This is a genomic window from Candidatus Palauibacter irciniicola (assembly GCF_965208695.1).
GTDB classification, from domain to species: Bacteria; Gemmatimonadota; Gemmatimonadetes; order Palauibacterales; family Palauibacteraceae; genus Palauibacter; species Palauibacter irciniicola.
The window spans coordinates 1,140,787-1,165,016 of the sequence record NZ_OZ242352.1; the positions used below are offsets into that span (position 1 = coordinate 1,140,787).

Sequence of the window (24,230 nt, forward strand, 5' to 3'; positions counted from 1 at the left end):
CCCACCGACATGCTTGACCTCAGAACCCTCCGCGACGACCCCGAACTCGTCCGCGACGCCATGCGGAAACGCGGCGACGAGCACGCCGCGGGACTCGTGGAGGAGACGCTGCGGACGGACGAGGTCCGCCGCCGCCTGATCCGGGAAGTGGAAGTCCTCAAGGCCGAGCGGAACACGGCGTCGAAGGCGATCGGCGCCGCGAAGGGCAGGGGAGAGGACGCATCGGCGGAGATCGAGGCCATGCGCCACGTGGCCGCGCGGATCCGGGCCCTCGATGCGGACCTGGCGCGCACCGAGGCGGAGCTGCGCGATGGCCTCCTGCAGATCCCGAACATCCCCGACCCCCGCGTCCCGCCCGGAGAGGAAGGAGAAGGGCCGACGGTCGCGGAGTGGGGCGCCCCGCGGAAGGGCGAGGTGCCGCCGCACTGGGTGCTCGGGGCGACGCACGGCCATACGGATCCCGGCGGCGGCGCGCTGCCGGGCGGCAAGACGCCGTCCCTGGATATCGAGCGCGGTGCGAAGATCGCGGGCTCCGGCTTTCCGCTCCTCGTCGGGGGCGGCGCCCGCCTCAGCCGCGCGCTCGTTCAGTTCATGCTGGACCTGCACGTCCGCGAGCACGGATACCTGGAGGTCCTGCCCCCTCTCGTCGTCTCGCGGGATTCGATGATGGGGACCGGTCACATCCCCAAGTTCGAGGACGACGCCTACCGAACGGACCCCGACGACCTCTTCCTGGTGCCCACGGCCGAGGTGCCCCTCACGAATCTGCACCGGGGAGAGATCCTGTCCGCGGGGGACCTGCCGCTGGCCTACGTCGCGCACACGCCCTGCTTCCGGCGGGAGGCCGGCGCCGCGGGCCGCGATACGCGCGGGCTCCTGCGGGTTCACCAGTTCGACAAGGTGGAGATCGTCCGCATCTGCCGTCCCGAGGAATCGGAGGCGCAACTGGAGCTTCTGACCCGCCACGCGGAGCGGGTGCTCGAGCTCCTGGAAGTCCCCTACCGACGGGTTCTGCTCCCGCTGGGAGATCTCGGATTCGCGAACGCGATCACGTACGACCTGGAGATCTGGGCTCCCGGCGTCGAGGCGTGGCTCGAGGTGTCCAGTTGCTCGTCGTACGGGGATTTCCAGGCGCGGCGCTCCGATATCCGCTTCCGGCCCCAGGGCGGGGGGCGTCCCCTGCACGTCCACACGCTGAACGGTTCGGCGCTGGCCCTGGCCCGGCTCATCGTGGTGTTGCTCGAGACGGGCTTCCGCGAGGGCGAGGGGATCCTGCTGCCGGAGATTCTCCACCCCTATCTCGGGTTCGATCGGCTCGAGTCCTGCCCGTGATCCGGCTCTGGAACCGGCGCGGCGGCGCGCTGCTGCTCGCGGTGCTGTCCACGGGCGTCCTCGTGTGGTCCGCCATCTTCTCGCGTCAGCAGGCGGAGGAACGCCGGCTCGACGCCGCGGTCCTCGGGCAGTTGACGGCCATCAGCATCGCGGCCGCGGCGGGCAACCTCACGATCGAGGAACAGAACGAACTCTGGAACCAGGCATCGCAGCAGGTGGGCGCCCAGGTCCGGCGCCTCCGCATCCCGATCGTGATCACCGATACCCTGGGGAACCCGAGCAGCTCCGCGCACCTGCCCGACGACTTCCCGCTCGGCCCGACCGGCGACCCGGACGACCCGGACGACGAGGCGCTGCGCGAATTCGTGGTCGAACTCGACGCGCTGCGGCCGCCCTTCGAGGCGCCCGGCCTGCAGGTCCACTTCGGCGATCCCGAGTTCACGAGCCGTCTCCGCCTCGTCCCGTGGCTGCAGGCGGCGTCGCTCGTCGTCATCCTCGGCAGCGGAGGTTGGCTCCTCTTCCTCTCCTTCCGGAGTGAGCGGGAGCGCATCTGGTCCGCCATGGCCAGGGAATCGGCGCATCAGATGGGCACCCCGCTCAGTTCGCTCGTCGGCTGGCTGGAGGTCCTCGAGGACCGGCCGCGCCCCCGGGGATCGGAGGTGGGACAACCGGATCTCATCGACGAGATGGCGGCGGATGTGACACGCCTCCAGAAGGTGTCGCGCCGCTTCGAACTCATCGGCCACAAGCCGAAGCTCGAGCCCATGTCCGTGCGCGCCACGGCCATCCAGCTTCGGCAGTACTTCGAGGCGCGACTTCCCACGCTCTCCCGCACCGGCAAGATCGAGATCGCCGTGGAGATGGAGCCCGAGTCGCCCGAGGTGCTGGGCAACCCGACGCTCCTGGAGTGGGCGTTCGAAAATCTGATCAGAAACGCGATCGACGCGCTGGCTCCGGATGGCGGCCGGATCGTGATCTCCCACCTCGGCCCGAGCGGCAAGCGTTCCGTGTTCCGGGTGCTGGACACCGGACCGGGGATCCCTCCCGCGCTCCGGGACAAGATCTTCAACATCGGCGTCACGACCAAGAAGCATGGCTGGGGGGTCGGCCTGTCCCTCACGCGGCGCATCATCGAGGACATGCACGATGGCTCCATCCGCCTCGAGGACACGGGGCGGGGCGCGAGCTTCCGGATCGAGCTGCCGCGTCACCGTCCCGGGAAACGGGGGACGTGAGGGGACTCCGCCTCAACCCGGAGCAGCGGGACGCGGTGGAGCACGGCGAAGGACCGCTGCTGGTCCTCGCAGGCGCGGGTTCCGGCAAGACGCGGGTGCTCACGGCGCGGGCCGCCCGGCTCATCGAGGAGGGGCTGGAGCCCACACGCCTCCTCGCCGTCACCTTCACGAACAAGGCCGCCGGCGAGATGCGGGAACGGATCGAGGGGCTCATCGGCCGTTCCACCCGGGGCCTGTGGATCGGCACGTTCCACTCGGTCGCCGCCCGCCTCCTTCGCATCGAGGCCCCGCACACGTCCCGCTCGCGCGCCTTCACGATTTACGACGAGGATGACTCCATCCGCACGCTCAGGGATGTGATGGAGTCGGAGGGGTACGACCCCAGGCGCTGGGCCCCCCGCGCGCTGCGTGGCCGGATCTCCAGCGCGAAGAACGCGCTCCTGGGTCCCGCCGAGTACGAGTCCGAGGCTTTCGACCTGCTCGCCGAGGTCGTGGCGAAGGTCTACCCCGCGTACCAGCGCGAACTCGCACGGCGCAACGCCTACGATTTCGACGACCTCCTGTTCGAGACGGTGCGCCTGCTGGAGACGGTGGACGGCGTGCGGGACCGCTACGCCGCCCGCTTCGCCCACGTACTCGTGGACGAATACCAGGACACGAACCACGCCCAGTACCGGATGGTGAAGACGCTGGCCTCGAAACACGGGAACCTCTGCGTCGTGGGGGACGACGATCAGGCGGTGTACGGATGGCGCGGAGCGGACATCCGGAACATCCTCGACTTCGAGGCCGACTTCCACGGCGCGCACGTCGTGCGGCTGGAGCGGAACTATCGCTCGACGGGGTCGATTCTCGAGGTCGCGAACGCGGTCATCTCACGGAACCTCGCAAGGAAACCGAAGCGGCTGCACACCGAGCGGGAGGCCGGCGATCCGATCGAGGTCGTCCGTTGCGATGACGAGCGGGCGGAGGCGGCGTGGGTGTCGTCGCGGATCGAGGCGGGCCGCGACACCCGGGGCCTGAACGAGTTCGCGGTGCTGTACCGGACGAACGCCCAGTCGCGGGCCTTCGAGGAGGCGTTCCGGCGCTCCGGGATCCCGTACCGGATCGTGGGAGGTGTCCCCTTCTACGAACGTCGCGAGGTAAAGGATGTCATCGCCTACCTGCGCCTTCTCGTGAACCCGGCGGACGACGCCGCGTTCATGCGCGCCGTGGGGTGGCCGAGGCGCGGGGTCGGAGCGAAGAGCCTGGAGCGGCTGGAGGCACTCGCCCGCGCGGGCGCCGTCGCGGGCGCGGCCGTGGAGCCCCTCGCGGCGGTCGCGGCGCGGGCGCGGCACGAAGACGGCATCCCGAGGGCGGCGGCGCGCGGCCTGAGGCGGTTCACGGACGGGCTCGCCGACGTACGGGCTTCGCTTCCGGCCTGCGGCGCCCGGGAAGCGCTCGAGGCCTGCGTCGCGACCTTCGGTCTGGCCACGGCGCTGGCGGAGGAGGAGGACGGCGCGGACCGCCTGGAGAACGTGAGCGAACTGTTCGCGGCGGCGGAGGCGTTCGAGCGCGACGACGTGGAGGACCCCGACGACGAAGCCACGGATCTGGAGTTGTTCCTGCAGTCCGTGTCCCTGCGTTCCGACCTCGATGAGGCGGACTTCGACGGTGAAGCGGTGACGATGATCACGCTGCACAATGCGAAGGGACTCGAGTTCCCGGTGGTCTTTCTGGGCGGGCTGGAGGAGGGCCTGTTTCCTCTCTCGAGGGCGGTGGAGGCGCCGGGCGGGCTGGAAGAGGAGCGGCGCCTCTTCTACGTGGGGGTCACGAGGGCGATGGACCGGCTGAGCCTGACGTATGCCGACCACCGCTGGCGGGCGGGGATGGCGAGCCGCTCGGCCCCGTCGAGCTTCATCGATGAACTCCCGGAGGAACACGTGCTTCCGCGGCTCGCGGCGCCGCGCCGGGGGCGATGGCGTGCCCGGGACGCCCTCGGGGCCGGCCGCCGACCGGCGGGCGGAAGCGAGCCGGGAGGTCGCTCCTTCGCCTGGCAGAGGAGCCCGGACCGCGGATCGGGCCGCGCCGCCGCCGCCGGTGCGGATGGAGGGTCGGGACCTCCGGGAGAGCTCGAGTACGACTACGAAGACTCGCAGGTGCCGCTCTCGCTCACCCCGGGCGTACGCGTGGTGCATCCGCGCTTCGGGGCCGGCGAGGTGCTGCAGGTGTACGGCTTCGGGAGGGAGGCCAAGGCCGATATCGCGTTCGAGACGGTCGGCCGGAAGAAAGTCGTCGTCGCGTACGCGGGGCTGCGCCCGGCCTAGCAGCCGGGCCCGTCCGCCCCGGTCACTCTCCGCCGCGGTCCCCGAGCGCCCGGACCACGCGCTTCGCGGTCGAGACGTTGTCCTTGCCGCGCCGGAGTCCGCGCAGCAGGGAGGCCGTCGTCAGGAACGTCTCCTCGGCCTCCTCCTGGACGACGGCCAGCAGCGCCGCGACCTCCACCACCCGCTCCTCGACCAGGTCCACCATGCGGCCGGTGGATTCGCTCGCGCTCTTCAGTGCCTGTCCCACGCCGTCCGCGTCGTCCCGGAGTCGGCCCGCGATGCGCCGGGCCTGGTCGCTCGCCTGTTCGACGTTGTGCAGCACCGGCTTGAGGCGGTCGCTGAGGTCGGTGACCGTACCCGAGATCTGTCCCAGCGGCTCGCGGGTTTCGCGCAACAGGCGAATCGCGTGCAGGAGGACGATGAGAATCGCCAGCGCGACGACGAGCCAAACCGCCATCCCGGCCACGACCGCGATCTCGTATGTGGTCACTGCGGCTCCCCCGTAAGTGAGTCGGACTGACTGGCAGTCCGCGGCAAAACCCCACTGCGTTCGAGCGGCGCTGCATTTCGCCTGAACCTAGGCCGCCCTCTGTCCGCCGGCTACTTTGGCGCGCGGTGCCGGCAAGGCGGAGGCGGGAACGGGGGGAGGAGGCGCGATGTACTATCGGATCGAGGGTGGGAACGAGCTGAGCGGCGTGTTCACGCCCGTCGGAAACAAGAACGCCGCCCTCCCGATCCTCGCCGCCACGCTCCTCACGCGCGAGCCGGTGCGCATCGAGAACGTCCCGCGCATCACCGACGTGGAGACGCTGCTCGACCTTCTCCGCAGTCTCGGCGTCGAGGGTGACTGGACGGCGCCGGGCGTTCTCGAACTCGATGCCGCCGGCGTGAATCGGCGGGCGATCCCCGATGCGGACCTGGCCGGCCGGATCCGCGGATCGGTGCTGCTCGCGGGCCCCATGCTCGCCCGCATTGGGTCGTGCCAGCTCCCGCACCCCGGAGGGGACTTCATCGGGCGCCGCCGCCTCGACACCCACATGCTTGCGCTGCAGGCGCTCGGCGCGACGGTCGATGTCGGAGACCGCTACGTCCTGCGCGCGCCCGGTCTCCGCGGCGCTTCCGTGTTCCTCGACGAGCCGTCCGTGACGGGGACGGAGAACGCCGTGCTCGCGGCAGCGACGGCGACGGGCACGACGGAACTTCGCAACGCCGCCACGGAACCCCACGTGCAGGACCTGTGCCGCTTTCTCGTCACGCTCGGCGCCCGCATCGACGGCATCGGGACTTCGCGGCTCGTCATCGACGGCGTGGAGACCCTGGGTGGCGGAACCTTCCGGATCGGGCCGGATCACATTGAGATCGGAAGCGTGATCGGGTTGGCGGCGGCGACGGGCTCAACCCTTCGAATCGCCGGAGTGGATCCGACCCACTTCGACCCCCTCCGCGTGGGATTCCGACGGCTCGGCCTCGAATTCGCGTGGCGCGATGACCACCTCCTCGTGCACGGCGCGGGAGAGCTGGAGATCCAGCCCGACCTCGGCGGTCAGATTCCGAAGATCGACGACGGGCCCTGGCCGGCGTTCCCCGCGGATCTGATCAGCATCGCGCTGGTGGCCGCGACCCAGTGCAGAGGCACCGTCCTCATCCACGAGAAGATGTTCGAGTCGCGGATGTTCTTCGTCGACAAGGTGATCGCCATGGGCGCCCGCATCGTCCTCTGCGATCCGCACCGGGCGGTCGTCGTCGGACCTTCGCCGCTGCGCGGGGCGACGCTCGAGAGCCCCGACATCCGGGCCGGCATGGCGCTGCTCATCGCGGCGCTGGCCGCGGAAGGCGGGAGTCGCGTGCACAACATCGGGCAGATCGAACGCGGCTACGAGCGCATCCACGAACGCCTCGCGTCGTTGGGGGCCCGCATCGAACGGGTGGCGCCGGAACGCGCATGACGGAGGTCGCGGAGATTCCCGGGGACGGCATGCTGCGGCTGTCGCGGTGGGAGGCGCTCGATCCGAACATCGTGTGCGGGATCACGACGGCCGAGCGCGGGGACCTCGCGGTCGCGGAGGCTTCTCCGGAGCACGTGGCCTCGGTCTACGAGGACCTGGCCCGCGAACTCGGCTTCCGCCGGGTCTCGGTGCCGACTCAGGTCCACGGTACGGATCTCCGGGAGATCGGCGCCTCGACCGTCTCCGACTCGGGGGCCTGCACGGTCCACCGGGCGGGTCGCGTGGACGGCCAGCTCGCGGAGGGGTCCGGCTGGCTCCTGGCCGCGACGGCCGCCGATTGCGTGCCCGTCTATCTGTGGTCGCGCGAACGCGGACGCATCGGGCTGATCCACGCGGGATGGCGGGGGGCCGCGGCGGGCATCCTTCCGCGCGCGATCGCCCGGCTCGTTCGCGGCTTCGACCGCGGCTCCTCCGGCGCCGCCGGGGATCTCCGTGTCCATCTGGGGCCGGCGATCTGCGGGGACTGCTACGAGGTCGACACCCCCGTGCTCTCGGCCTTCGGCCTCGGCGGCACGCGCGCGCAACTCGACTTGAGGCGCATCCTCGCCGCCCAGGCCGCGGCGGCCGGCGTCGCACCCGGCGCGCTTACGATCTCCCGTTTCTGCACGTCGTGCGGCCCCGGCGACCTTCATTCACACCGCGCGAGCGGCGGTACGGCGGGACGGATGGCCGCCTTCCTGGGGCTGCGGAGCGACTGAACCGGCGACGCCGGCGAGCAGCGCCGGCTGTTGCAGCGGGTCGGGCCCCGCCGTATGTTCCGGGTCGCATGTTCACATACGTCCGTGCGGGCCGGCGGGCGATGGCGTTACTCGAAGTGGGGAAGCTGTACGGGCCCCACTTTTTTTTGCAGTAGGGCGAACCGGATTCGCCGAAAGGGTCGGTCATGCTGGACTCGGCGGACATCGAACGCGCGGTCGAAGCCCTCGGCTTCGAGGTCGTGCAAATGGAGCGGGGCGGAGGCCGTCAGCGGCCGTTGCTGCGGCTCCGGATCGATCGGCCCGGTTTGTCGAACCCGCGGTCGGGCGTGACCGTCGACGACTGCGTCGCGGTGACGAGGGAACTGCGTGGCGCACTTGAAGATGGGGCCGACGAGGACTGGGTGCTCGAAGTGTCGTCGCCGGGAGTGGAACGGCCGCTGGTCAAGCCCGTGGACTACGACCGCTTTGCCGGGTCGCGGATTCGCGTCCGGGGCTACGGTCCGCTGGCCGACCGAGGCCGAAAACTGGAAGGCACGCTGCTCGGGATGGTGAAGGGACGTCCCGGGACGTTCGCGCTGGAGATCGAAGGGGATCGCGTGGAGATCCCGCTGGAGCTCGTGGCCTCCGCCCGCCTGGTCTACGACTGGGACGCGGCCGGAGGTGTGGGTGGGAGATAGAGAGGGGCAATGAGCGATCAGATCCCGATCGTTGAAGCGTTCCGCATGATGGCGGCCAACAAGTCGCTGACGGAGCTGGAGCTGCATGATCTCATCCGCGAAGGCATCCACGCGGCGCTCGCCCGTCGTTTCGGCGGTCCGGTCGATGCGGAAATCGACGTCACCGATGGAGGGGACATCTCGATCGTCGTCCTCAAGGAAGTCGTCGAGGAGGTCGAGGATCCGGCACGGGAAGTGACGCTGGAGCAGGCTCGCTGGGATGATCCCGACTTCCAGGTCGGCGACCTCATGGAGATCCCCGTCGATTTCAGGGATTTCGGACGCAGCGCGGTGATGGCCGCCAAGCAGAGGATCATTCAGCGCATCCGCGAGGGAGAACGCGACCGGATCCGCATGGAGTTCAACGATCGGGTAGGGGACCTCGTTTCGGGCGAGGTGCAGGCGAGCGAGCGCGGCAAACTCGTCGTGATGCTGAACCGGTCGCGGGAAGCCGAGGCGATCATCCCGTGGCGGGAACAGAACCCGCGGGAACGCTTCCGGCAGGGCGAACCGATCCGTGCCGTGCTGAAGCTGCTGGAGGAGACGCCGCGCGGTCCGCGACTCATCCTGTCGCGGGCGGACCCCCAGTTCGTCGCTTCGCTGTTCGCGCTCGAGGTGCCGGAGATCTACCAGAATATCGTGGACATCAAGGAGATCGTTCGTGAGGCGGGCGGGCGCACGAAGGTGGCCGTCGCGTCCCGGGATGAGTCCGTCGACCCGGTCGGGGCCTGCGTGGGCCTGAAGGGGTCGCGCGTCCAGGCCGTCGTGTCGGAGTTGAGCGGGGAGCGGATCGACATCGTCCCGTGGCACCCGGACCCCGAGATCTTCGCCCGCCGCGCCCTGGCTCCGGCCCGGGTCGCCAAGGTGATCTCGGATCAGGAGCGACACGTCATTACGGCGATCGTGGATGAGGATCAGCTGTCGCTGGCGATCGGACGAAACGGACAGAACGTGCGGTTGGCGTCGCAACTCATTGGTTGGCAGATCGACCTGTATTCCAGCCGTGACTGGATGGAGCGCGGCGGAGAGGCCAGCCTGTTCGGAGGCGATGACGAGTACGAGATGTCCGACTTCCCGCTCTCCGAGCTCGAGGGGATCGCCCCCGCGACGCTTGCGGCGCTCGAGGCGGCCGGGATCGGCAGCTTTTATGGACTCCTCGACATGGACCGGAGCGATTTCCTCCAGGTTCCGGGGATCGGGCCGGACGAGGCGGATACGCTGGAAGCGCTCATCGACGAATTGACCGTCGTGGACGAGGCGCAGACGGAGGGCGCCGCGGCCGCGAAGGCGGCTGCCGAGGCGCCCTCGGACGCAGCGGCCGTGGATGTGCCGCCGGAGCCGGAACCCGTGGATGTGCCGCCGGAGCCGGAACCCGCGGAGGCGGCCGATGCGCTGAGCACGGCGGCCTCGGGCGAGGGGACCGCCTGAAGCGCGGCGGCGGGACGTTGAGCTTGCTGGGGATCGCGACGCGCGCGGGACGGGTCGCGCTCGGAACCCGGGCCGTGGACATCGCGGCGCGCAGGGGAAGGCTCGCCCTGCTCGTGGTCGCGGGCGACGCATCGCGGCATGCGGTGGGCCGCCTCACGCCACAGGCGCGGCGGGCGTCGCGGGTAACGGTGGCGAGTCGCCGGGCGCTCGGACGGGCGCTCGGACGGAACGATGTAGCCGTCGTCGGCGTCACGGATTCGGCGCTGGCGCAGCGGATTCTCGAAGGGGAGCGCACGCCTTCGCGGCGTGACGAAAGCTCCGGGTCGCAGGGAGATCCGGAAGGGCAGGTGCCTGGACAATGAAGCGTGTCTTCGAGGTCGCAGAGGAACTGAGACTCGACACGAGTCACCTCATCCAGTTGCTGCGGGAGATGGAGGTGCCCGTGCGGAGCCACATGTCGAGCGTGGACTCGGCGAGCGTGGCACGTCTGCACGCGCGGCTCGAACGCGAACGGAGGGGTGAGGCGGTCACCGGCACCGCGGCCCCCGTGCGGCGACGCCGTCGCCGGCGGAGGGCGGCTCCGGCGTCGCTCACTGCCGCGACGCCGGAAGTCGACGTCGAAGAAGGGGTTGGCCCCGCCCCCGAGGCGACGGAAGAGGCCACGACGGCGGCCGCGGAGGCGCCCGAAGTCGAATCTCCGGCCGAGGCCGAGGCCGAGCCCGAAACCGGGACCGAGGCCCCGCAGGCGGAGACCGAATTCGAGTCTGAAGCCGAAGTCGCCCCGGAGCCCGCCGAGGTGGACGAGGTTCCCGCCGCCGAGGAAGCCGAGCCGACGGAGTCGGAAGCGAGTGTCGAGGTTGCGGAGGCGGAAGTCGCCGAGCCGGAAGTCACCGAGCCGGAAGCGGAATCCGCGGAGCCGGCGGAGGAGGCGGAGACGCCGTCCGCGCCGCCGCGCTCCGCACGTCGGCCGAAGCCGGTCCGCCGTGACATGCCGTCGCCCGCCGCCCCGACGGCGCCCGCGGGCCCCAGGGCCTCGGCGGGCCCCGGCGGCAAGGTGCGAATCTCGGCCGAAGGCTACACGGTCGATGGCCGCAAGAAGTCTCGCGGCGGAGACGGAAAAAAGCGGCGGCGCGTGGATCGGAACGCGGTCCAGCAGAATTTCCGCAAGACGCTGGCCGCGATGGGGCAGTCCTCGCCGCGGAAGCGGCGTCGGGAAACGCAGCAACAGCAGCGCGAAGCGGAGCGCGAGCAGCGCGAGCTCGAACAGCGCACGGAGAAGGCGACGGTTCGGGTCAACGAGTTCCTCACCGTGTCGGAGCTCGCCGACCTGATCGAGGTCCCGCCGCAAGCCATCATCACCTCGGCGTTCAAGAACCTCGGTCTCATGGTGACGATCAATCAGCGACTCGACTTCGGCCAGATCGAACTCATCTGCGAGGAGGCGGGCTTCACGGCGATCCGCGAGGAGGGGTTCGAGGCGGACCTCGCGAGCGCCGACGAGGACCTGCCCGAGGACGAGAGCCAGTTGGTGCCCCGTCCGCCCATCGTGACTGTGATGGGCCATGTCGACCATGGAAAGACCTCGCTGCTCGACCGTATCCGGAGTACGAACGTGATCGCGGGAGAGGCGGGGGGCATCACGCAGCACATCGGCGCCTATCACGTGGTTCTCTCGGAGGGCAGGACGATCACCTTCCTCGACACGCCCGGCCACGAGGCGTTCACGGCCATGCGCGCGCGCGGCGCGGAAGTGACGGACATCGTGATCCTCGTCGTGGCGGCGGACGACTCCGTGATGCCGCAGACGATCGAGGCGATCAGCCACGCCCGGAACGCGTCGGTGCCCATCGTCGTCGCGGTGAACAAGGTCGACCTCCCATCGGCGGATGTGAATCGGGTCAAGAGGGAGCTCCTCGCGCGCGAGGTGGTCCTCGAGGACTTCGGCGGCGAGATCCTCGGTGCGGACGTTTCGGCGAAGACGGGCGAAGGGTTGGACGATCTTCTCGAGAAGGTCCTTCTCCAGGCGGAGATTCTCGAGCTGAAGGCGAACCCGGAGCGAGAGGCCCGGGGGACGGTCGTCGAGGCGCAGTTGGACCGCGGCATGGGTCCGGTCGCGACGGTGCTCGTGGAGCGGGGGACGCTGGAAGTCGGCGTCGATTTCGTCTGCGGACTTCACGGCGGACGCGTCCGCGCGCTCATCGATGAGCGCGGCCGGAAGGTCACGAGCGCCGGTCCGGGGATCCCCGTGCGGGTGCTCGGGATCGAGGGCGTCCCCCAGGCGGGCGACTCGCTCGTCGTCCTCTCCGCGGCGCGGGTCCGCGAGATCGTCTCGCGGCGCCAGCAACTGGAGCGGGAGAAGGATATCCGCCGCCGGGCGACCGGCACGCGGCTCGAGGATGTCTTCGCCGCGGTCAAGGCGGGCGAGGGCGCGCGTCTGAACGTCGTCATCAAGGGCGATACGGACGGCTCGGTCCAGGCGCTCTCCGACAGCCTGGAGCGGCTGTCGACCGACGAGGTCTCGGTCGAGGTCATCCACCGGGCCGTGGGCGGCATCAACGAGTCCGACATTCTTCTGGCCTCGACGTCGGAGGCGATCATCGTCGGCTTCCACGTCCGACCCGACGCCGGGGCGGCGGCCGCCGCGGAACGCGAGTCGATCGAGATCCGGATCTACAACGTGATCTACGAAGCGGTCGAGGAGATCCGTCTCGCGCTCGAAGGTCTGCTCGCGCCCGAGCAGCGTGAGGTCACGGTCGGCATGGCCGAGATCCGCGAGCTCTTCCGCGTCCCGAAGGCCGGGACGATCGCGGGCTGCTACGTCCAGACCGGGACCATGCGGCGCAACCTCCCGATCCGCCTCCTGCGCGACCAGATCCAGATCTACCAGGGCCGGATCGACAGCCTCAGGCGGTTCAAGGAGGATGTGCGCCAGGTGAGAGATGGGTACGAGTGCGGCATCTCCATCGAGAACTACAACGATATCAAGGTCGGCGATGTGATCGAGTGCTACGAGGTGGTGGAGGTCGCGCGCACCCTCTCCGGAGCACCGGCGGGCTGATCTTCCGCGGGGCATCATGGCCGTCATCGGGGTGGGCCGCTGGGTGTTTCACCTCCCGGGCTGCCGGTCGCTCAAGGCAAAGCGTTCGGTCGTCCGCGGCCTGCGCGAGCGCACGATCGTGAAGTTCCGGGTTTCCGCCGCCGAGACCGGCCTCCGCGACCGGGCCTCGATGGCCGAGATCACGGCCTGCGTCGCATCGGGCGAACGCCGGCATGCCGAATCGGTGCTCGGACGCGTCGACCTCTTCCTGAGATCGGACCCGAGGGCGCACGTCATCGAGTCGGAGACCGAGTTCCTGTGAAGGCCGGCGGACCGGCGCGGGGGAGCGGGTGACCCATCGTCACCGGAGCGAACGACTGGGCGAGCTCTTCCGGCGCGAACTCACGCGCCTCCTGCTCGGATCGCTCAAGGACCCGCGGCTCGACGGAGTGACGGTGACCGACGTGCGGGCGACCCGCGATCTCTCCTTCGCCACCGTCTACATTCGCTCCGACGGGGATGTGTCGGAGGGAGTCGAGGGGCTGGAACACGCGGTGGGGTTCATACGACGTGAACTCGGCCGGTCGCTCCGGCTGCGGAAGATCCCGGAGTTCCGCTTCCTGCCGGATGAAACGCCCGAGCACGCGAGCCGGATCGAGGAACTGCTGCGCCGGGCTCGCGAGGACGCGGGGCCGCGTGACGACTGAAGCCGGTCTGCTCCTCGTCGACAAGCCGGCCGGAGCGACGTCGCACGACATCGTCCTTCGGATACGGCGAAAGCTGGGGGTGCGCCGGATCGGCCACACGGGCACGCTCGACCCCTTCGCGACGGGGCTCCTGCTGTCGCTCGTCGGGTCGTTCACCCGGCTCGCCGACCTCTACCACGGACTCCCGAAATCCTACGATGCGACGCTGGCGCTGGGGCGGGAGACCGACACGGACGACCTCACGGGGAAGACCGTATCGGAGGATGCCGGTTGGCGGGAGCTGGACGGCGAGGCGATCCGGGCCTCCTTCGCGGCCCGCGAGGGCGTCGGACGCCAGGTGCCCTCCTCCTACTCGGCGCGCCGCACCGGCGGCGAGCGCGCCTATGCGCTGGCCCGCCGCGGGGAGCGCCCCGAACTGCGGGCACGCGAGGTGACCATCCACGAGATCGCGGTCACGGACATCGATCTCCCTCGGGTCCGCTTCCGCGCGAGCGTCTCCACCGGCACCTACGTACGTGCGCTGGCCCGCGACATCGGGCGGGACCTCGGACCCGGGGCGCACCTTACGGCGCTGCGCCGCAGCGCGATCGGCCCGTTCGGGGTAGACGAGGCAACCGCTCCCGACGCGGTGGCGGAAGCCGTGGCCGAGGCGTCCACCGCCTGGCGCCCCGGGATGGCCGCGCTGCCGTGGGTGTGGCGGCGCGAACTGAACGATGGAGAGCGGGACGAGATCCGGTACGGAAGGCCGGTCGAGCGCGGAGACGTGCTGCCGCCGTCCGGGAGCGCGCCCGATTCGCGGGGGGGCTCCACGAACCCGGTCGCGCTGTACGCCGCCGATGACCTCTTCGCCATTGCCGAGGAGCGCGATGGCCGCCTCTACCCGAAGAAGGTGTTTGCCGCGTGAGCGGGCTCCCCCCGCACGTCCGGGGCACCGTCGTCACCATGGGGACCTTCGATGGAGTCCACCTCGGGCACCAGGCGATCCTGCGCGACGTCGGGCGCCGGGCGCGCGCCCGGCACGGCCATGCCGTGCTCCTCACCTTCGACCCTCACCCCCTGAGCGTCGTGCGCCCCGAAGCTGCCCCCGCCCTCCTCACGCTGCCGGACGAGAAGAAGGAGATCCTCGCCCAACTCGGGCTCGACTACGCCGCGTTCGTCTCCTTCACGCTCGAGTTCTCCCGTTACTCCCCCGAGCAGTTCGTGGAGCACCTCATCGTCCCGTGCTTCCGCCCCGCGGAGGTCGTGATCGGGTACGACCACGGGTTCGGGCGCGGACGCGCCGGGGACGTCTCCGTGCTCGAGCGGCTGGGCGGCATCCACGGGTTCGAGGTCTCGGTCGTCGGAGGCGTCGAAGCGGATGGATCGCCCATCTCCTCCACCCGGGTTCGGCGGGCGGTGGCGTCGGGCGACATGGAGGGCGCCGTGGCGGGCCTCGGTCGCCCGTACTCGTTTCGCGGGACCGTGATCCGGGGGCTGGGACGGGGCAGAACGCTCGGTTTTCCGACCGCCAACCTCACGCCGCCGCCTCCCGAGAAACTCCTTCCGGCGGAAGGCATCTACGCGGTGCGCGCCACGCTGGGCTCCGAGCGGGTCGATGGGCTGCTGCACCTCGGCCCCAGGCCGACCTTTGCGGACGCTCCGCCGGCCATCGAACTCTTTCTCATCGATTTCGAGCGTAACATCTACGGGGAGCGTGTGATCGTCGATGTCCTCCACCGGCTGCGCGAGGTGCGGGCGTACGAGTCGGGAGACGATCTCGCCGTGCAGATGCGCCGGGACCTCGCGGACGGTCTCGAATACTTCAGGGAAGCGGGCGGATGATCGGCAAGCTGAAGGTACGGACGAGGTATCCGTGGTTCATTGCCATGGTCGTCTGTGCGGGAGTCCCGCGACCGTCCGTTGCCCAGTCGGCTCTGCCGATTGCGGACGAGGTGGGCGACTGCACGGTTCAACTCCGGGAAGTGCTGCGCCTCGGCGACTCCGGCGACCCCGGAACGATCGGGAGCCGCCCGGAGATCACGCGGACCGCCGCCGGTCACTACGTGGTGGCGAGTGTAGAGAACCGAGGACAACTGCTCGTATTCGACTCGGACGGCGCGTTCCTGGAGGTCCGTGGAGGGAACGGAGACGGGCCCGGCGAGTATCGCGTCCCGGGGCGCATGCGTCCCGGCTCCGATGGCAGCCTTCGGATCCTCGACCTCGTCAACCGCCGCATCACGCATCTTTCGCCGGATGGGGAACTGCTTGAAACGACGGATATCCGAAGCCTCCACGGGCTCGATTTCGTGACCCTCGCCGCCGGGGAGCGCCATGCCGTCTCGGGGTTCGGCCAGATCGACGATCGACTGAGTGCGACGACGGAAATCGTCGGCCGCGACGGAGTCCGGCTTGCAAGCCTCGGGGCCGCGCCCGTCGCGTCGTGGGTCGTCAACTTCTTCCGCGCCCCCGTCGCCCTGGACGGGCGGGGCAGGGTGTGGACGACCCGGGCCGGCGGATACGGGTTCGCGGCGTGGGATCCGGACGGCGGGAGCGAGCCGCTCGCGCGCCTGGCCGGAGAGCCGGACTGGTTCGACCCGGGACCGCCGCAGCCGGGGGCACCCGTCTCGGCGCCGGCCCCGTCCATCGTCATCAGTCTTCGCGTCGACCGGGGCCTGTTGTGGGCGGGCACCTGGGTCGCCGACGAGAACCGGGAGGCGGGCGCCGCGGCGCCGTCCCCGCTCGAACTCGACCGGCTGCTCGACACCGTTCTGGATGTGATCGATCCCGCCAGCGGAGCCCTCATCGCGCGCACCCGGCGCGACGAGGCGTTGCGGGGGACCGGGGACGACGCCCTCCTGTTCGGCGTGCGGGAGGACGGCGGGATCGCCCGCGCCGTCATCTTCGAGCCCGTCCTCACCGGCCCCGACTGCCCGGCGGCGATCGGGCTTCTCGGCGCACACGCCCGGCGCGTGAGTGCCGGAGCTTACCTTTACAGAGACGCGTGCCGATTCTAGTTTTGTGGACTGTGTATGAAACGGCACGGCGAGGCTTCGCCATTCTGCCGGTCGCTCCGCGGGCTGAAGCGGGGCGGCGGATCGAGGGATAATAGAGAGACGTGGAAAAAACAGAGAAGCAGGGAATCATAGAGAAGTTCTCGCGGCGCGAGAACGACCAGGGGTCGGCTCCGGTGCAGATCGCACTGCTCACGGCTCGCATCGAAGAGTTGACCGGGCATTTCCGGGATCATCCCAAGGATCATCACAGTCGACGCGGACTGCTGAAGATGGTTGGCCGCCGACGTCGACTGCTGAACTACCTCCGCCGGACGGATCTCGACCGCTACCGAACGGTCATCGAGGAGCTCGGGCTACGCCGTTGAGGCGCCGCCCGGCTGACCAGCTACCGCCTCCGCCGGCCCGCATCGTCGGGCCCCCCGTTTTCCTTCCCTCGTACCGACTTTACCGACGCCGAATCCCCCCAACCGGGGCGCTGAATCGAAGAAGCCGATGCAAGGTCGAAAAGAAATCAATGAGCGTCCGGCCCGGTGAGAGGTCGGCGCGGCGCCCGGAATCCCGCGGCGCCACACCAGCAGAAAGAAGAGAAGAAGAGAATGACACACCGAATTGAAACCGAATTCCACGGACGGCCCCTGATCCTCGAGACGGGCAGAATGGCCCGGCAGGCCGATGGCGCCGTCTATGTGCAGTACGGGGAGACCGCAGTGCTCGTTACCGCCACGGCGGACCGCAAGCCCACGCATCTCCCCTTCTTTCCTCTCACGGTCGAGTACCGTGAGAAGACCTACGCCGCCGGCAAGTTCCCCGGCGGGTTCATCAAGCGGGAAACCCGGCCCGGCGAGAAGGAGACGATCTCGGCGCGGCAGATCGACCGGCCCCTCCGGCCGCTCTTCCCGGCGGACTACCGGAACGACACCCAGGTCGTCTGTTTCATCATCTCCGCGGACCAGGAGAACGACGCGGACGTCATCGGCATGCTCGGGGCGTCGACGGCCCTCCTCCTGTCCCCGATCCCGTGGGACGGGCCCATCGCCGGCGTCCGGGTCGCCCGCCGCGAAGGCGAGTGGCTCGTCAACCCGACCTTCGATGACCTCGAGATGTGCGACCTGGAGATCGTCGTCGCCGGCTCCGAGGATTCGATCGTGATGGTCGAGGGCGCGTGTCTGGAAGCCACCGAAGACGAGTTCCTCGAGGCGATGCGCGTGGGACAGGCTGCGATCGTCGAACTCATCGGGCTCCAGCGGGAACTGGTTCGGATGGCGGGAGCCGCGGAGACGTTCGAGTACGAGCCCGTCGGGCCCGACCCGGAAGTCGTGGCGAAGGTCACGGACCAGGCGGCCGGGCGCGTGGGAGACGCATTGCGGATCGCGGACAAGGAGGAGCGCGGACGCGCCCTGTCCGCCCTTCGCGAAGAGGTGACCGCGCGACTCGAGGCGGATCACCCCGATTGCGGCGGTGATGTCGGCGCGGCGCTGCGAAAGCTCGAGAAGGAGACGATGCGCCGGCGCATCCTCGAGGACGGAGAGCGGATCGACGGCCGCGGCATGGACGACGTTCGCGACATCACGTGCGATGTCGGCCTCCTGCCGCGAACGCACGGTTCGGCGCTCTTCACCCGGGGGCAGACGCAGGCGCTGGCCGTGACCACGCTCGGGACGGTCAGGGACGAGCAGCGAATCGACTCGGTGGACGTGCGCGAAGAGACCTCGAAGTCCTTCATGCTCCACTACAACTTCCCCGGTTTTTCGACGGGCGAAGTGCGGATGTTCCGGGGTACGAGCCGCCGCGAGACGGGACACGGAATGCTGGCCGAGCGCGCGCTTCAGGCGCTCCTGCCGGCGTACGAGGACTTCCCGTACACGATCCGCGTCGTCTCCGATATCCTGGAATCGAACGGGTCGAGCTCGATGGCTTCGGTCTGCGGCGGATCGCTCTCCCTGATGGATGCCGGAGTGCCGATGCGGGCCCCGTGCGCGGGGATCGCGATGGGGCTCATCAAGGAGGGCGACCAGGTCGAGATCCTCACCGACATCCTCGGCGTGGAGGACGCCCTCGGCGACATGGACTTCAAGGTCGCCGGGACCGAGCGCGGGATCACGGCCGTCCAGATGGACATCAAGGCCGACGGACTCTCCGTCGACACGCTGCGCGAGGCCCTGGCCCGGGCGCGCGATGCCCGGCTGCGGATCCTCGCCGCGATGAACGAGACGCTTGAAGCGGCCCGCGAGGAAATGTCGCCGCACGCGCCTCGGATCGTCACCCTGCAGATCAACCCCCAGAAGATCGGCGAGGTCATCGGGCCGAAGGGCAAGACGATCCGGATGATCCAGGAGGAGACGGGCACCGAGGTCAACATCGACGACTCCGGCACGGTCACCATCGCGGCACCTTCGGGCGCGGGGGCGCAGCATGCGCGCGAGATGGTGGAAGGCATCGTTCAGGAGCCGGAAGTCGGGCGGATCTACCGCGGCGTCGTGAAGAACACGACGGACTTCGGGGCCTTCGTCGAGATCATCCCCGGGGTGGAGGGCCTGTGTCACATCTCGGAACTCGAGGAAGGCCGCACCGCCAAGACGGAGGATGTGGTGAGCCCGGGCGACGAGGTGAAGGTGAAGCTGCTCGCCGTGGATGACCGCGGCCGTCTCAAGCTCTCGCGGCGCGCGGCCCTCGCCCCCGCCGAGTAGGCCTGATCACGTCGTGTTCCGGCCCGCCTGCGCGCGGGCCGGCCCGGGATCTGCGGCCGGCACTCGGAATGGCAGGCCGGCTCGACCGGGAGGTGTACCGAACGTGCCTCCCGGATGGCCCCATCGTGCTCAGCGAGCGCATGGACTCCGTGCGCTCCGTCGCCATCGGCCTCTGGGTGCGGCAGGGCCGCGTTCATGAGGATGCCGAGCACGGCGGCGCATCCCATCTGCTCGAGCACATGGTCTTCAAGGGGACGCACCGGCGCTCCGCGCGCGATCTCGCCTGGGAACTGGAGCGGCTCGGCGGCGCCCTGGACGCGTATACGACCCACGAGTTCACCGCGTTCCAGGCGCGGATACCGGCGGGGGCGCTCGGCGTCGCCCTCGACGTGCTGTGCGATCTCGCCTTCTTTCCGCGGCTCTCCGGACAGGACCTGGAGGTGGAACGAGAGGTCGTTCTGGAAGAGATCGCGGCCGCGGCGGAAGTTCCGGAGGACATCGTCTTCGAGGAGCACGCGCGCGCGCTCTACGGCGGGCATCCGTACGGCGAACCGATCCTCGGCACCCGTGCGTCGGTGCGGGCGCTTTCCGTGTCCGCGCTGGCGAAAGTGCACGATCGCGCGTACCGGCCGGGAAACGTGGTCGTGGCGGCGGCGGGAGCGGTGGAGCACGAGGACCTCGTGGAGGGGCTGGCGCGCTGGCTCCCCCGCCGGGCCGCCGCCCCCGCCCCCGCGGACCCGCCGGCCCCGGTCGGCGAGTCGGGCTTCCGGCGCATGCGACGGGAAGGCGGTCGGCAGACGCACATCGTGACGGGAGGACTCTCCGTTCCGTACCGCGACCCCCTTCGCTACGCCCTCCACGTCACGGCGACCGCCCTCGGGGGTGGAATGAGTTCGCGGCTCTTCCAGCGAATCCGGGAAACGCGCGGTCTCGCCTACGCCGTGTACAGCTTCCACGGGTTTCACGCGCAGGCGGGCCACGTCGGCGCCTACGTCGGGACCCGGCCCGAGACCGCGGAGGAGGCGCGCGAGGCGGTGGAGGAGGAACTCGCCCTTCTGGCGCGGGAGGGATTGACGCGCCAGGAACTGGACGACACCCGCAGTCAGTTGAAGGGACAGTTCCTCATCTCGCTCGAATCGCCCGCAAGCCGAATGAACCGGCTTGCCGGCATCGCCCTCTACGGCCACGAGTATCGCACTCTGGACGAGGTGGCGAGGAGTATCGATGCGGTCGACCGCGAGCGGTGCCTCGAAGCCGCCGCATACTTCGCACCCGAACGGCTCGCGACCCTCGAGCTGGCGCCCGGCCACGCGCCGGGGCGCACCGCAACAGACGCGACCTGAGCGTCCCCCGGGAGGGAACCCAATGATCGTTGGCGTACCGAAGGAGATAAAGGCGGACGAGAGTCGCGTGGCCCTCGTTCCAGCCGGCGCCACCGCGCTCGTCGCGGCCGGGCACACCGTGTGCGTCGAACGCGACGCGGGCCTGCGCAGCGGCTTTCCGGATGACATGTACGTCGCCGCGGGGGCCGAGATGCTGGATTCGGCGGACGAGGTATGGGGCCGGGCCGAGCTCATCGTCAAGGTCAAGGAGCCCATCGAACCCGAATACGCCCGGATGCGGCGCGACCAGGTCATCTTCACGTACTTCCACTTCGCGGCCGACGAACGCCTCACCCACCGTACGCTGGAAAGCGGTTGCGTCGCGATCGCCTACGAGACGGTCCAGCTTCCGACGGGCGAACTCCCGCTTCTCACGCCGATGTCCGAAGTGGCGGGTCGGATGGCGATCCAGCAGGCCGCGAAGAACCTGGAGCGCGTAGCGGGCGGGTATGGGATCCTGCTCGGCGGCGTGCCGGGGGTGCTCCCGGCCGAGGTCGTCATCCTCGGGGGAGGGGTCGTCGGCGCGAACGCGGCGACGATCGCGGCGGGTTTCGGTGCCCACGTGACGGTCCTGGACGTCAATCTCCCGCGTCTCCGATACCTCGCGGAGGTCATGCCCGCCAACGTGGACACGCTCTACTCGAACCGGCACTCGATCCTTGAGCAGATCGAACGCGCGGACGTCGTGATCGGCGCCGTGCTCGTCCCCGGCGGGAAGGCGCCGAAGCTCGTGCGGCACGACGACCTGCGGCGGATGAAGGACGGTTCCGTGATCGTCGACGTGGCCGTGGATCAGGGCGGCTGCGTGGAGTCCGCGCGCCCGACCACGCACAACGACCCCACCTACACCGTCCACGGCGTCATCCACTATTGCGTGGCGAACATGCCGGGGGCCGTCCCGCGGACGTCCACGCTGGCCCTGACGAACGCGACGTTCCCCTACGTCCTGCGCCTGGCGAATCGAGGGTGGAAGGTCGCGTGCGACGAGGATCCGGATCTCGCCCTGGGGGTCAACATCGCGGAGGGTCAGGTCACGTACGAGGCCGTCGCGCAGGCGTTCGATCTCGGACACGCGCCCCTCGAGGCGCTCTCCGCGTGAGTCCGGGCGGCCGGGAGTGGGCGGCCCCGGGAGGCGACTTTCCTGTGTCCGAAAGTGCGTTTACATTTCGGCGTCCTTCACCCGGATTGGCAGTTTCCGGTACGATTCGCCGCCCTGGAGGTGTCCCTCCCGTGTCCTTCAGCCCACCGATCCCGCGCCGGCCCGGAAGGGCGGCCTGCTAGATGGGAAAGTGGTCGCTGCGCGGTAACTTCCTGCCGATCAGCAAGATCGGAGTGGACCTGGGGACCGCGAACACCCTCGTACACGTCGAAGGCGAGGGCATCGTCCTCAACGAACCGTCCGTCGTCGCGGTCCGAAAGGAAACCGGCCGCATCGAAGGGATCGGCCTCGCCGCCAAGCGCATGCTCGGCCGCACGCCAAGCGGGATCGAAGCGGTTCGGCCGCTGAAGGACGGGGTCATCGCCGACGTGGACATCACCGAGATGATGATCCGCTACTTCCTCAAGGAAGTGATGACCACGCGGCTCTTCAAGATCCGGCCGCTCGTCGTGGTCGGCGTGCCGTCCGGGATCACGGAACTCGAGCGCCGGGCCGTCCGGTCCAGCGCGCACGCCGCCGGCGCCAAGGAAGTCTACATGGTGGCGGAACCGATGGCGGCCGCCGTCGGCGTCGGACTTCCTGTGGAGACGCCGACCGGCAACATGATCATCGACGTCGGGGGCGGGACGAGCGAGATCGCGGTGATCGCGCTTTCGGGGTCGGTCGCGGACACGTCGATCCGCGTCGGAGGCGACGAACTGGACTCCACGATCGTCTCCTTCCTCCGCAAGAACTACAACCTCCTCATCGGCGAGCCGACGGCGGAAGCCGTCAAGATCCAGATCGGATCGGCGTACCCCACGGACGACGACAAGGAGATGCTGGTCAAGGGGCGGGACCTCGTCTCCGGCATTCCGAAGACCGTGCGGGTCCATTCGGCCGAGGTCCGCGAGTGCCTTCAGGAGCCGATCCAGCAGATCGTGGCCGCGGTCCGGAGGGCGCTCGAGATCACGCCGCCGGAACTTGCCTCCGATATCGTGGACCGGGGTGTCGTGATGACGGGGGGCGGCGCCCTCGTGCGAGGGCTGGATACGCTGCTCGGCGAAGAAACGGGGCTCCCGATCCACGTCGATGCGGAACCGCTTACCTGCGTCGTTCGGGGCTGCGGGAAGATCCTCGAGGAATTCGGACGGTATCGTGGAGTGCTCACGAGTTGACGCCGAGTCCCTGCTGAATCGCCGCCCGTGAGTGTTCAGGGCGTCCGGCCGCCGCGTCGCGGGCCGCTCGATGTCATCGTCTTCTCTCTCGCCCTCATCCTCAGCGGCATCGCCGCGGGTCTGTCCAGCGCACATCAGAGCCAGGTGGAGTCCGCGGTCCGCGCCACCGCGCTCTACCCGTTCCTGCTGCTCCACCGCCTCGCCGCCGAGCGCGGCCAGGTCGAGAGCCGTGTCGAGGGCCTGCTGGCGGAACGGGACTCGCTCACGGAACTCCTGCTGCGCTACCGGGACCGCCCGGCGCCGGTCGGGGAAGCGCCGCGCGGGCGGGATCTCGCGGCACTCCCCGCGGGCTCGGCCGCGCCGGCGGTCGTCTACCCGGGACGCCCCCAGGTCGGCAATCCGGATCTGTTCGTGTTGTCGGGACCCGACTTTCGGGGTCGTGAGTTTCCGGTCGGCGTCTTCACCGGCATCGGCCTGGTCGGGGTCGTGAGAGCGCCTCACGGACGGGGGGGAAGGGGCGAATTCTGGAGCCATCCCGACTTTCGGGTCAGCGTTCTGGCCGAAGGGGAAGGCGTGTCGGGGTTCGTGCGGCCGCTGCGCGCGGACGGAGGGCAACCGGTGCTCCTCCTCGAGGGCGCGCCCTTCCAGGCGGACATTCCGGTGGGGACTCTGCTGGTCACGACCGGGATCGCCGGTGTCTATCCGCCGGGCGTGCCGGTGGGGCGCATCCGCGAACCCGACGAGCCGGAGGCGGGCTGGATGAAGCGCTACGTCGTTGAGCCATCCGTGCGTCCGGAGGAAGTCAGGGACGTGTTCGTGTGGAATCGGCCGCCGCTGCCGGAAGACGTCGAAGCGGACACGGCGTCCGCTCCGGTGGAGCTCGATCCTGAGCCGCCGGACACGGCTTCGGCCCGTCGATGAGTCCGGCGGGGAAGTGGTTCGTCGCCGCGCTTCTGCTGGTCCTGCACTTCGCCCTTCATCCGCTCTGGAGCCGGTGGCCGATCGCGCCCGACCTCCTGGCGGGCGGGTTGATTCTGAGCTCGCTGCGGCTCCGCTGGGGACGGGCCGCCGGCTTCGGGTGCGTGATCGGCCTCATGGAAGCGTCGATCTCGCTGGGACCGATGGGCCTCACGATGTTACTCTTCTCACTGACGGGGGCGCTCGTCGGATGGGTGCGGCGCCTGATCTATTCTGATTCGGATTACGCGACGCCGGTCTTCGTCTTTTTCGGGACGTGGCTGCTGCGGTTTGCGGTCACGATCTTCGTCGTCGGAGATACGTCGGCAGGCACCCTGCTCGTCCACGGCGCCGGATCGGCCGCGCTGACCACGGCGGTCTGCTGGGCCGCGACAAGGCTGGTTGCGGCCGTCACGAGGTGAAGGGGATG

22 protein-coding genes are annotated in these 24,230 nt (G+C 69.7%); 21 read left to right on the top strand and 1 reads right to left on the bottom strand.

The features are described 5' to 3' along the window. Nucleotides 1-9 precede the first annotated feature (9 nt). From serS to ACOGI9_RS04735, 3 genes are read left to right on the top strand one after another with little or no spacing between them, the layout of a single operon-like run. The gene (gene serS / locus ACOGI9_RS04725; RefSeq protein ID WP_419858735.1) at nucleotides 10-1,332 is read left to right on the top strand and encodes a serine--tRNA ligase; all 1,323 of its coding nucleotides are present in this window, start codon (nucleotides 10-12) and stop codon (nucleotides 1,330-1,332) included. Then, nucleotides 1,329-2,567, top strand: coding sequence for a sensor histidine kinase (locus ACOGI9_RS04730; RefSeq protein ID WP_419858736.1), 1,239 nt, complete (start codon nucleotides 1,329-1,331; stop codon nucleotides 2,565-2,567). Before serS ends, ACOGI9_RS04730 begins: the two co-directional genes overlap by 4 nt. Further along, on the top strand, nucleotides 2,564-4,873 hold the full coding sequence (locus tag ACOGI9_RS04735; RefSeq protein WP_419858737.1) for an ATP-dependent helicase: 2,310 nt from the start codon (nucleotides 2,564-2,566) through the stop codon (nucleotides 4,871-4,873). Before ACOGI9_RS04730 ends, ACOGI9_RS04735 begins: the two co-directional genes overlap by 4 nt. A gap of 22 nt (nucleotides 4,874-4,895) precedes the next feature. Here ACOGI9_RS04735 and ACOGI9_RS04740 read toward each other — a convergent pair whose 3' ends face one another. Beyond that, nucleotides 4,896-5,363 carry a hypothetical protein gene (locus ACOGI9_RS04740; protein WP_419858738.1) on the bottom strand — a complete coding sequence of 156 codons (468 nt, stop codon included), beginning with the start codon at nucleotides 5,361-5,363 and terminating at the stop codon, nucleotides 4,896-4,898. A gap of 166 nt (nucleotides 5,364-5,529) precedes the next feature. On the opposite strand from ACOGI9_RS04740, the gene murA reads away from it, so the two are divergent. The 18 genes from murA to mreD all read left to right on the top strand — a co-directional run bounded on the left by murA (nucleotide 5,530) and on the right by mreD (nucleotide 24,222). Further along, nucleotides 5,530-6,819, top strand: a complete 1,290-nt coding sequence (gene murA, locus ACOGI9_RS04745; RefSeq protein WP_419858739.1) for a UDP-N-acetylglucosamine 1-carboxyvinyltransferase — start codon at nucleotides 5,530-5,532, stop codon at nucleotides 6,817-6,819. Next, nucleotides 6,816-7,577 (top strand): laccase domain-containing protein, encoded by a 762-nt coding sequence (locus ACOGI9_RS04750; protein ID WP_419858740.1) that lies wholly within the window; start codon nucleotides 6,816-6,818, stop codon nucleotides 7,575-7,577. The genes murA and ACOGI9_RS04750 overlap by 4 nt, the downstream gene beginning before the upstream one ends. A gap of 185 nt (nucleotides 7,578-7,762) precedes the next feature. Next, the gene (gene rimP / locus ACOGI9_RS04755; protein ID WP_419858741.1) at nucleotides 7,763-8,254 is read left to right on the top strand and encodes a ribosome maturation factor RimP; all 492 of its coding nucleotides are present in this window, start codon (nucleotides 7,763-7,765) and stop codon (nucleotides 8,252-8,254) included. Between the two features lie 9 nt (nucleotides 8,255-8,263). Further along, the gene (gene nusA / locus ACOGI9_RS04760; protein WP_419858742.1) at nucleotides 8,264-9,721 is read left to right on the top strand and encodes a transcription termination factor NusA; all 1,458 of its coding nucleotides are present in this window, start codon (nucleotides 8,264-8,266) and stop codon (nucleotides 9,719-9,721) included. A 17-nt stretch (nucleotides 9,722-9,738) separates the two neighbouring features. Further along, nucleotides 9,739-10,083 (top strand): L7Ae/L30e/S12e/Gadd45 family ribosomal protein, encoded by a 345-nt coding sequence (locus tag ACOGI9_RS04765; protein ID WP_419858743.1) that lies wholly within the window; start codon nucleotides 9,739-9,741, stop codon nucleotides 10,081-10,083. After that, on the top strand, nucleotides 10,080-12,779 hold the full coding sequence (gene infB, locus ACOGI9_RS04770; RefSeq protein WP_419858744.1) for a translation initiation factor IF-2: 2,700 nt from the start codon (nucleotides 10,080-10,082) through the stop codon (nucleotides 12,777-12,779). The genes ACOGI9_RS04765 and infB overlap by 4 nt, the downstream gene beginning before the upstream one ends. Nucleotides 12,780-12,795: 16 nt before the next feature. Further along, the gene (locus ACOGI9_RS04775; protein ID WP_419858745.1) at nucleotides 12,796-13,080 is read left to right on the top strand and encodes a DUF503 domain-containing protein; all 285 of its coding nucleotides are present in this window, start codon (nucleotides 12,796-12,798) and stop codon (nucleotides 13,078-13,080) included. 28 nt (nucleotides 13,081-13,108) lie between these two features. Beyond that, the gene (gene rbfA, locus ACOGI9_RS04780) at nucleotides 13,109-13,465 is read left to right on the top strand and encodes a 30S ribosome-binding factor RbfA (RefSeq protein WP_419858746.1); all 357 of its coding nucleotides are present in this window, start codon (nucleotides 13,109-13,111) and stop codon (nucleotides 13,463-13,465) included. Next, nucleotides 13,455-14,369, top strand: coding sequence for a tRNA pseudouridine(55) synthase TruB (truB, locus tag ACOGI9_RS04785; protein ID WP_419858747.1), 915 nt, complete (start codon nucleotides 13,455-13,457; stop codon nucleotides 14,367-14,369). The genes rbfA and truB overlap by 11 nt, the downstream gene beginning before the upstream one ends. Beyond that, nucleotides 14,366-15,286, top strand: coding sequence for a bifunctional riboflavin kinase/FAD synthetase (locus ACOGI9_RS04790; protein WP_419858748.1), 921 nt, complete (start codon nucleotides 14,366-14,368; stop codon nucleotides 15,284-15,286). The genes truB and ACOGI9_RS04790 overlap by 4 nt, the downstream gene beginning before the upstream one ends. Next, complete coding sequence (locus tag ACOGI9_RS04795) at nucleotides 15,283-16,458, top strand: 6-bladed beta-propeller (RefSeq protein ID WP_419858749.1); 1,176 nt, start codon at nucleotides 15,283-15,285, stop codon at nucleotides 16,456-16,458. The genes ACOGI9_RS04790 and ACOGI9_RS04795 overlap by 4 nt, the downstream gene beginning before the upstream one ends. A gap of 101 nt (nucleotides 16,459-16,559) precedes the next feature. Further along, nucleotides 16,560-16,823 carry a 30S ribosomal protein S15 gene (gene rpsO, locus ACOGI9_RS04800; protein ID WP_310780439.1) on the top strand — a complete coding sequence of 88 codons (264 nt, stop codon included), beginning with the start codon at nucleotides 16,560-16,562 and terminating at the stop codon, nucleotides 16,821-16,823. A 231-nt stretch (nucleotides 16,824-17,054) separates the two neighbouring features. Beyond that, the gene (locus ACOGI9_RS04805; RefSeq protein ID WP_419858750.1) at nucleotides 17,055-19,145 is read left to right on the top strand and encodes a polyribonucleotide nucleotidyltransferase; all 2,091 of its coding nucleotides are present in this window, start codon (nucleotides 17,055-17,057) and stop codon (nucleotides 19,143-19,145) included. A 68-nt stretch (nucleotides 19,146-19,213) separates the two neighbouring features. After that, complete coding sequence (locus ACOGI9_RS04810; RefSeq protein WP_419858751.1) at nucleotides 19,214-20,488, top strand: M16 family metallopeptidase; 1,275 nt, start codon at nucleotides 19,214-19,216, stop codon at nucleotides 20,486-20,488. A 22-nt stretch (nucleotides 20,489-20,510) separates the two neighbouring features. Continuing rightward, nucleotides 20,511-21,626 (top strand): alanine dehydrogenase, encoded by a 1,116-nt coding sequence (gene ald / locus ACOGI9_RS04815; RefSeq protein WP_419858752.1) that lies wholly within the window; start codon nucleotides 20,511-20,513, stop codon nucleotides 21,624-21,626. A 182-nt stretch (nucleotides 21,627-21,808) separates the two neighbouring features. Next, on the top strand, nucleotides 21,809-22,843 hold the full coding sequence (locus tag ACOGI9_RS04820) for a rod shape-determining protein (RefSeq protein ID WP_419858753.1): 1,035 nt from the start codon (nucleotides 21,809-21,811) through the stop codon (nucleotides 22,841-22,843). Nucleotides 22,844-22,870: 27 nt separating this feature from the next. Further along, nucleotides 22,871-23,764 (top strand): rod shape-determining protein MreC, encoded by an 894-nt coding sequence (locus tag ACOGI9_RS04825; RefSeq protein ID WP_419858754.1) that lies wholly within the window; start codon nucleotides 22,871-22,873, stop codon nucleotides 23,762-23,764. After that, the gene (gene mreD, locus ACOGI9_RS04830) at nucleotides 23,761-24,222 is read left to right on the top strand and encodes a rod shape-determining protein MreD (protein WP_419858755.1); all 462 of its coding nucleotides are present in this window, start codon (nucleotides 23,761-23,763) and stop codon (nucleotides 24,220-24,222) included. The genes ACOGI9_RS04825 and mreD overlap by 4 nt, the downstream gene beginning before the upstream one ends. Nucleotides 24,223-24,230: the final 8 nt, after the last annotated feature.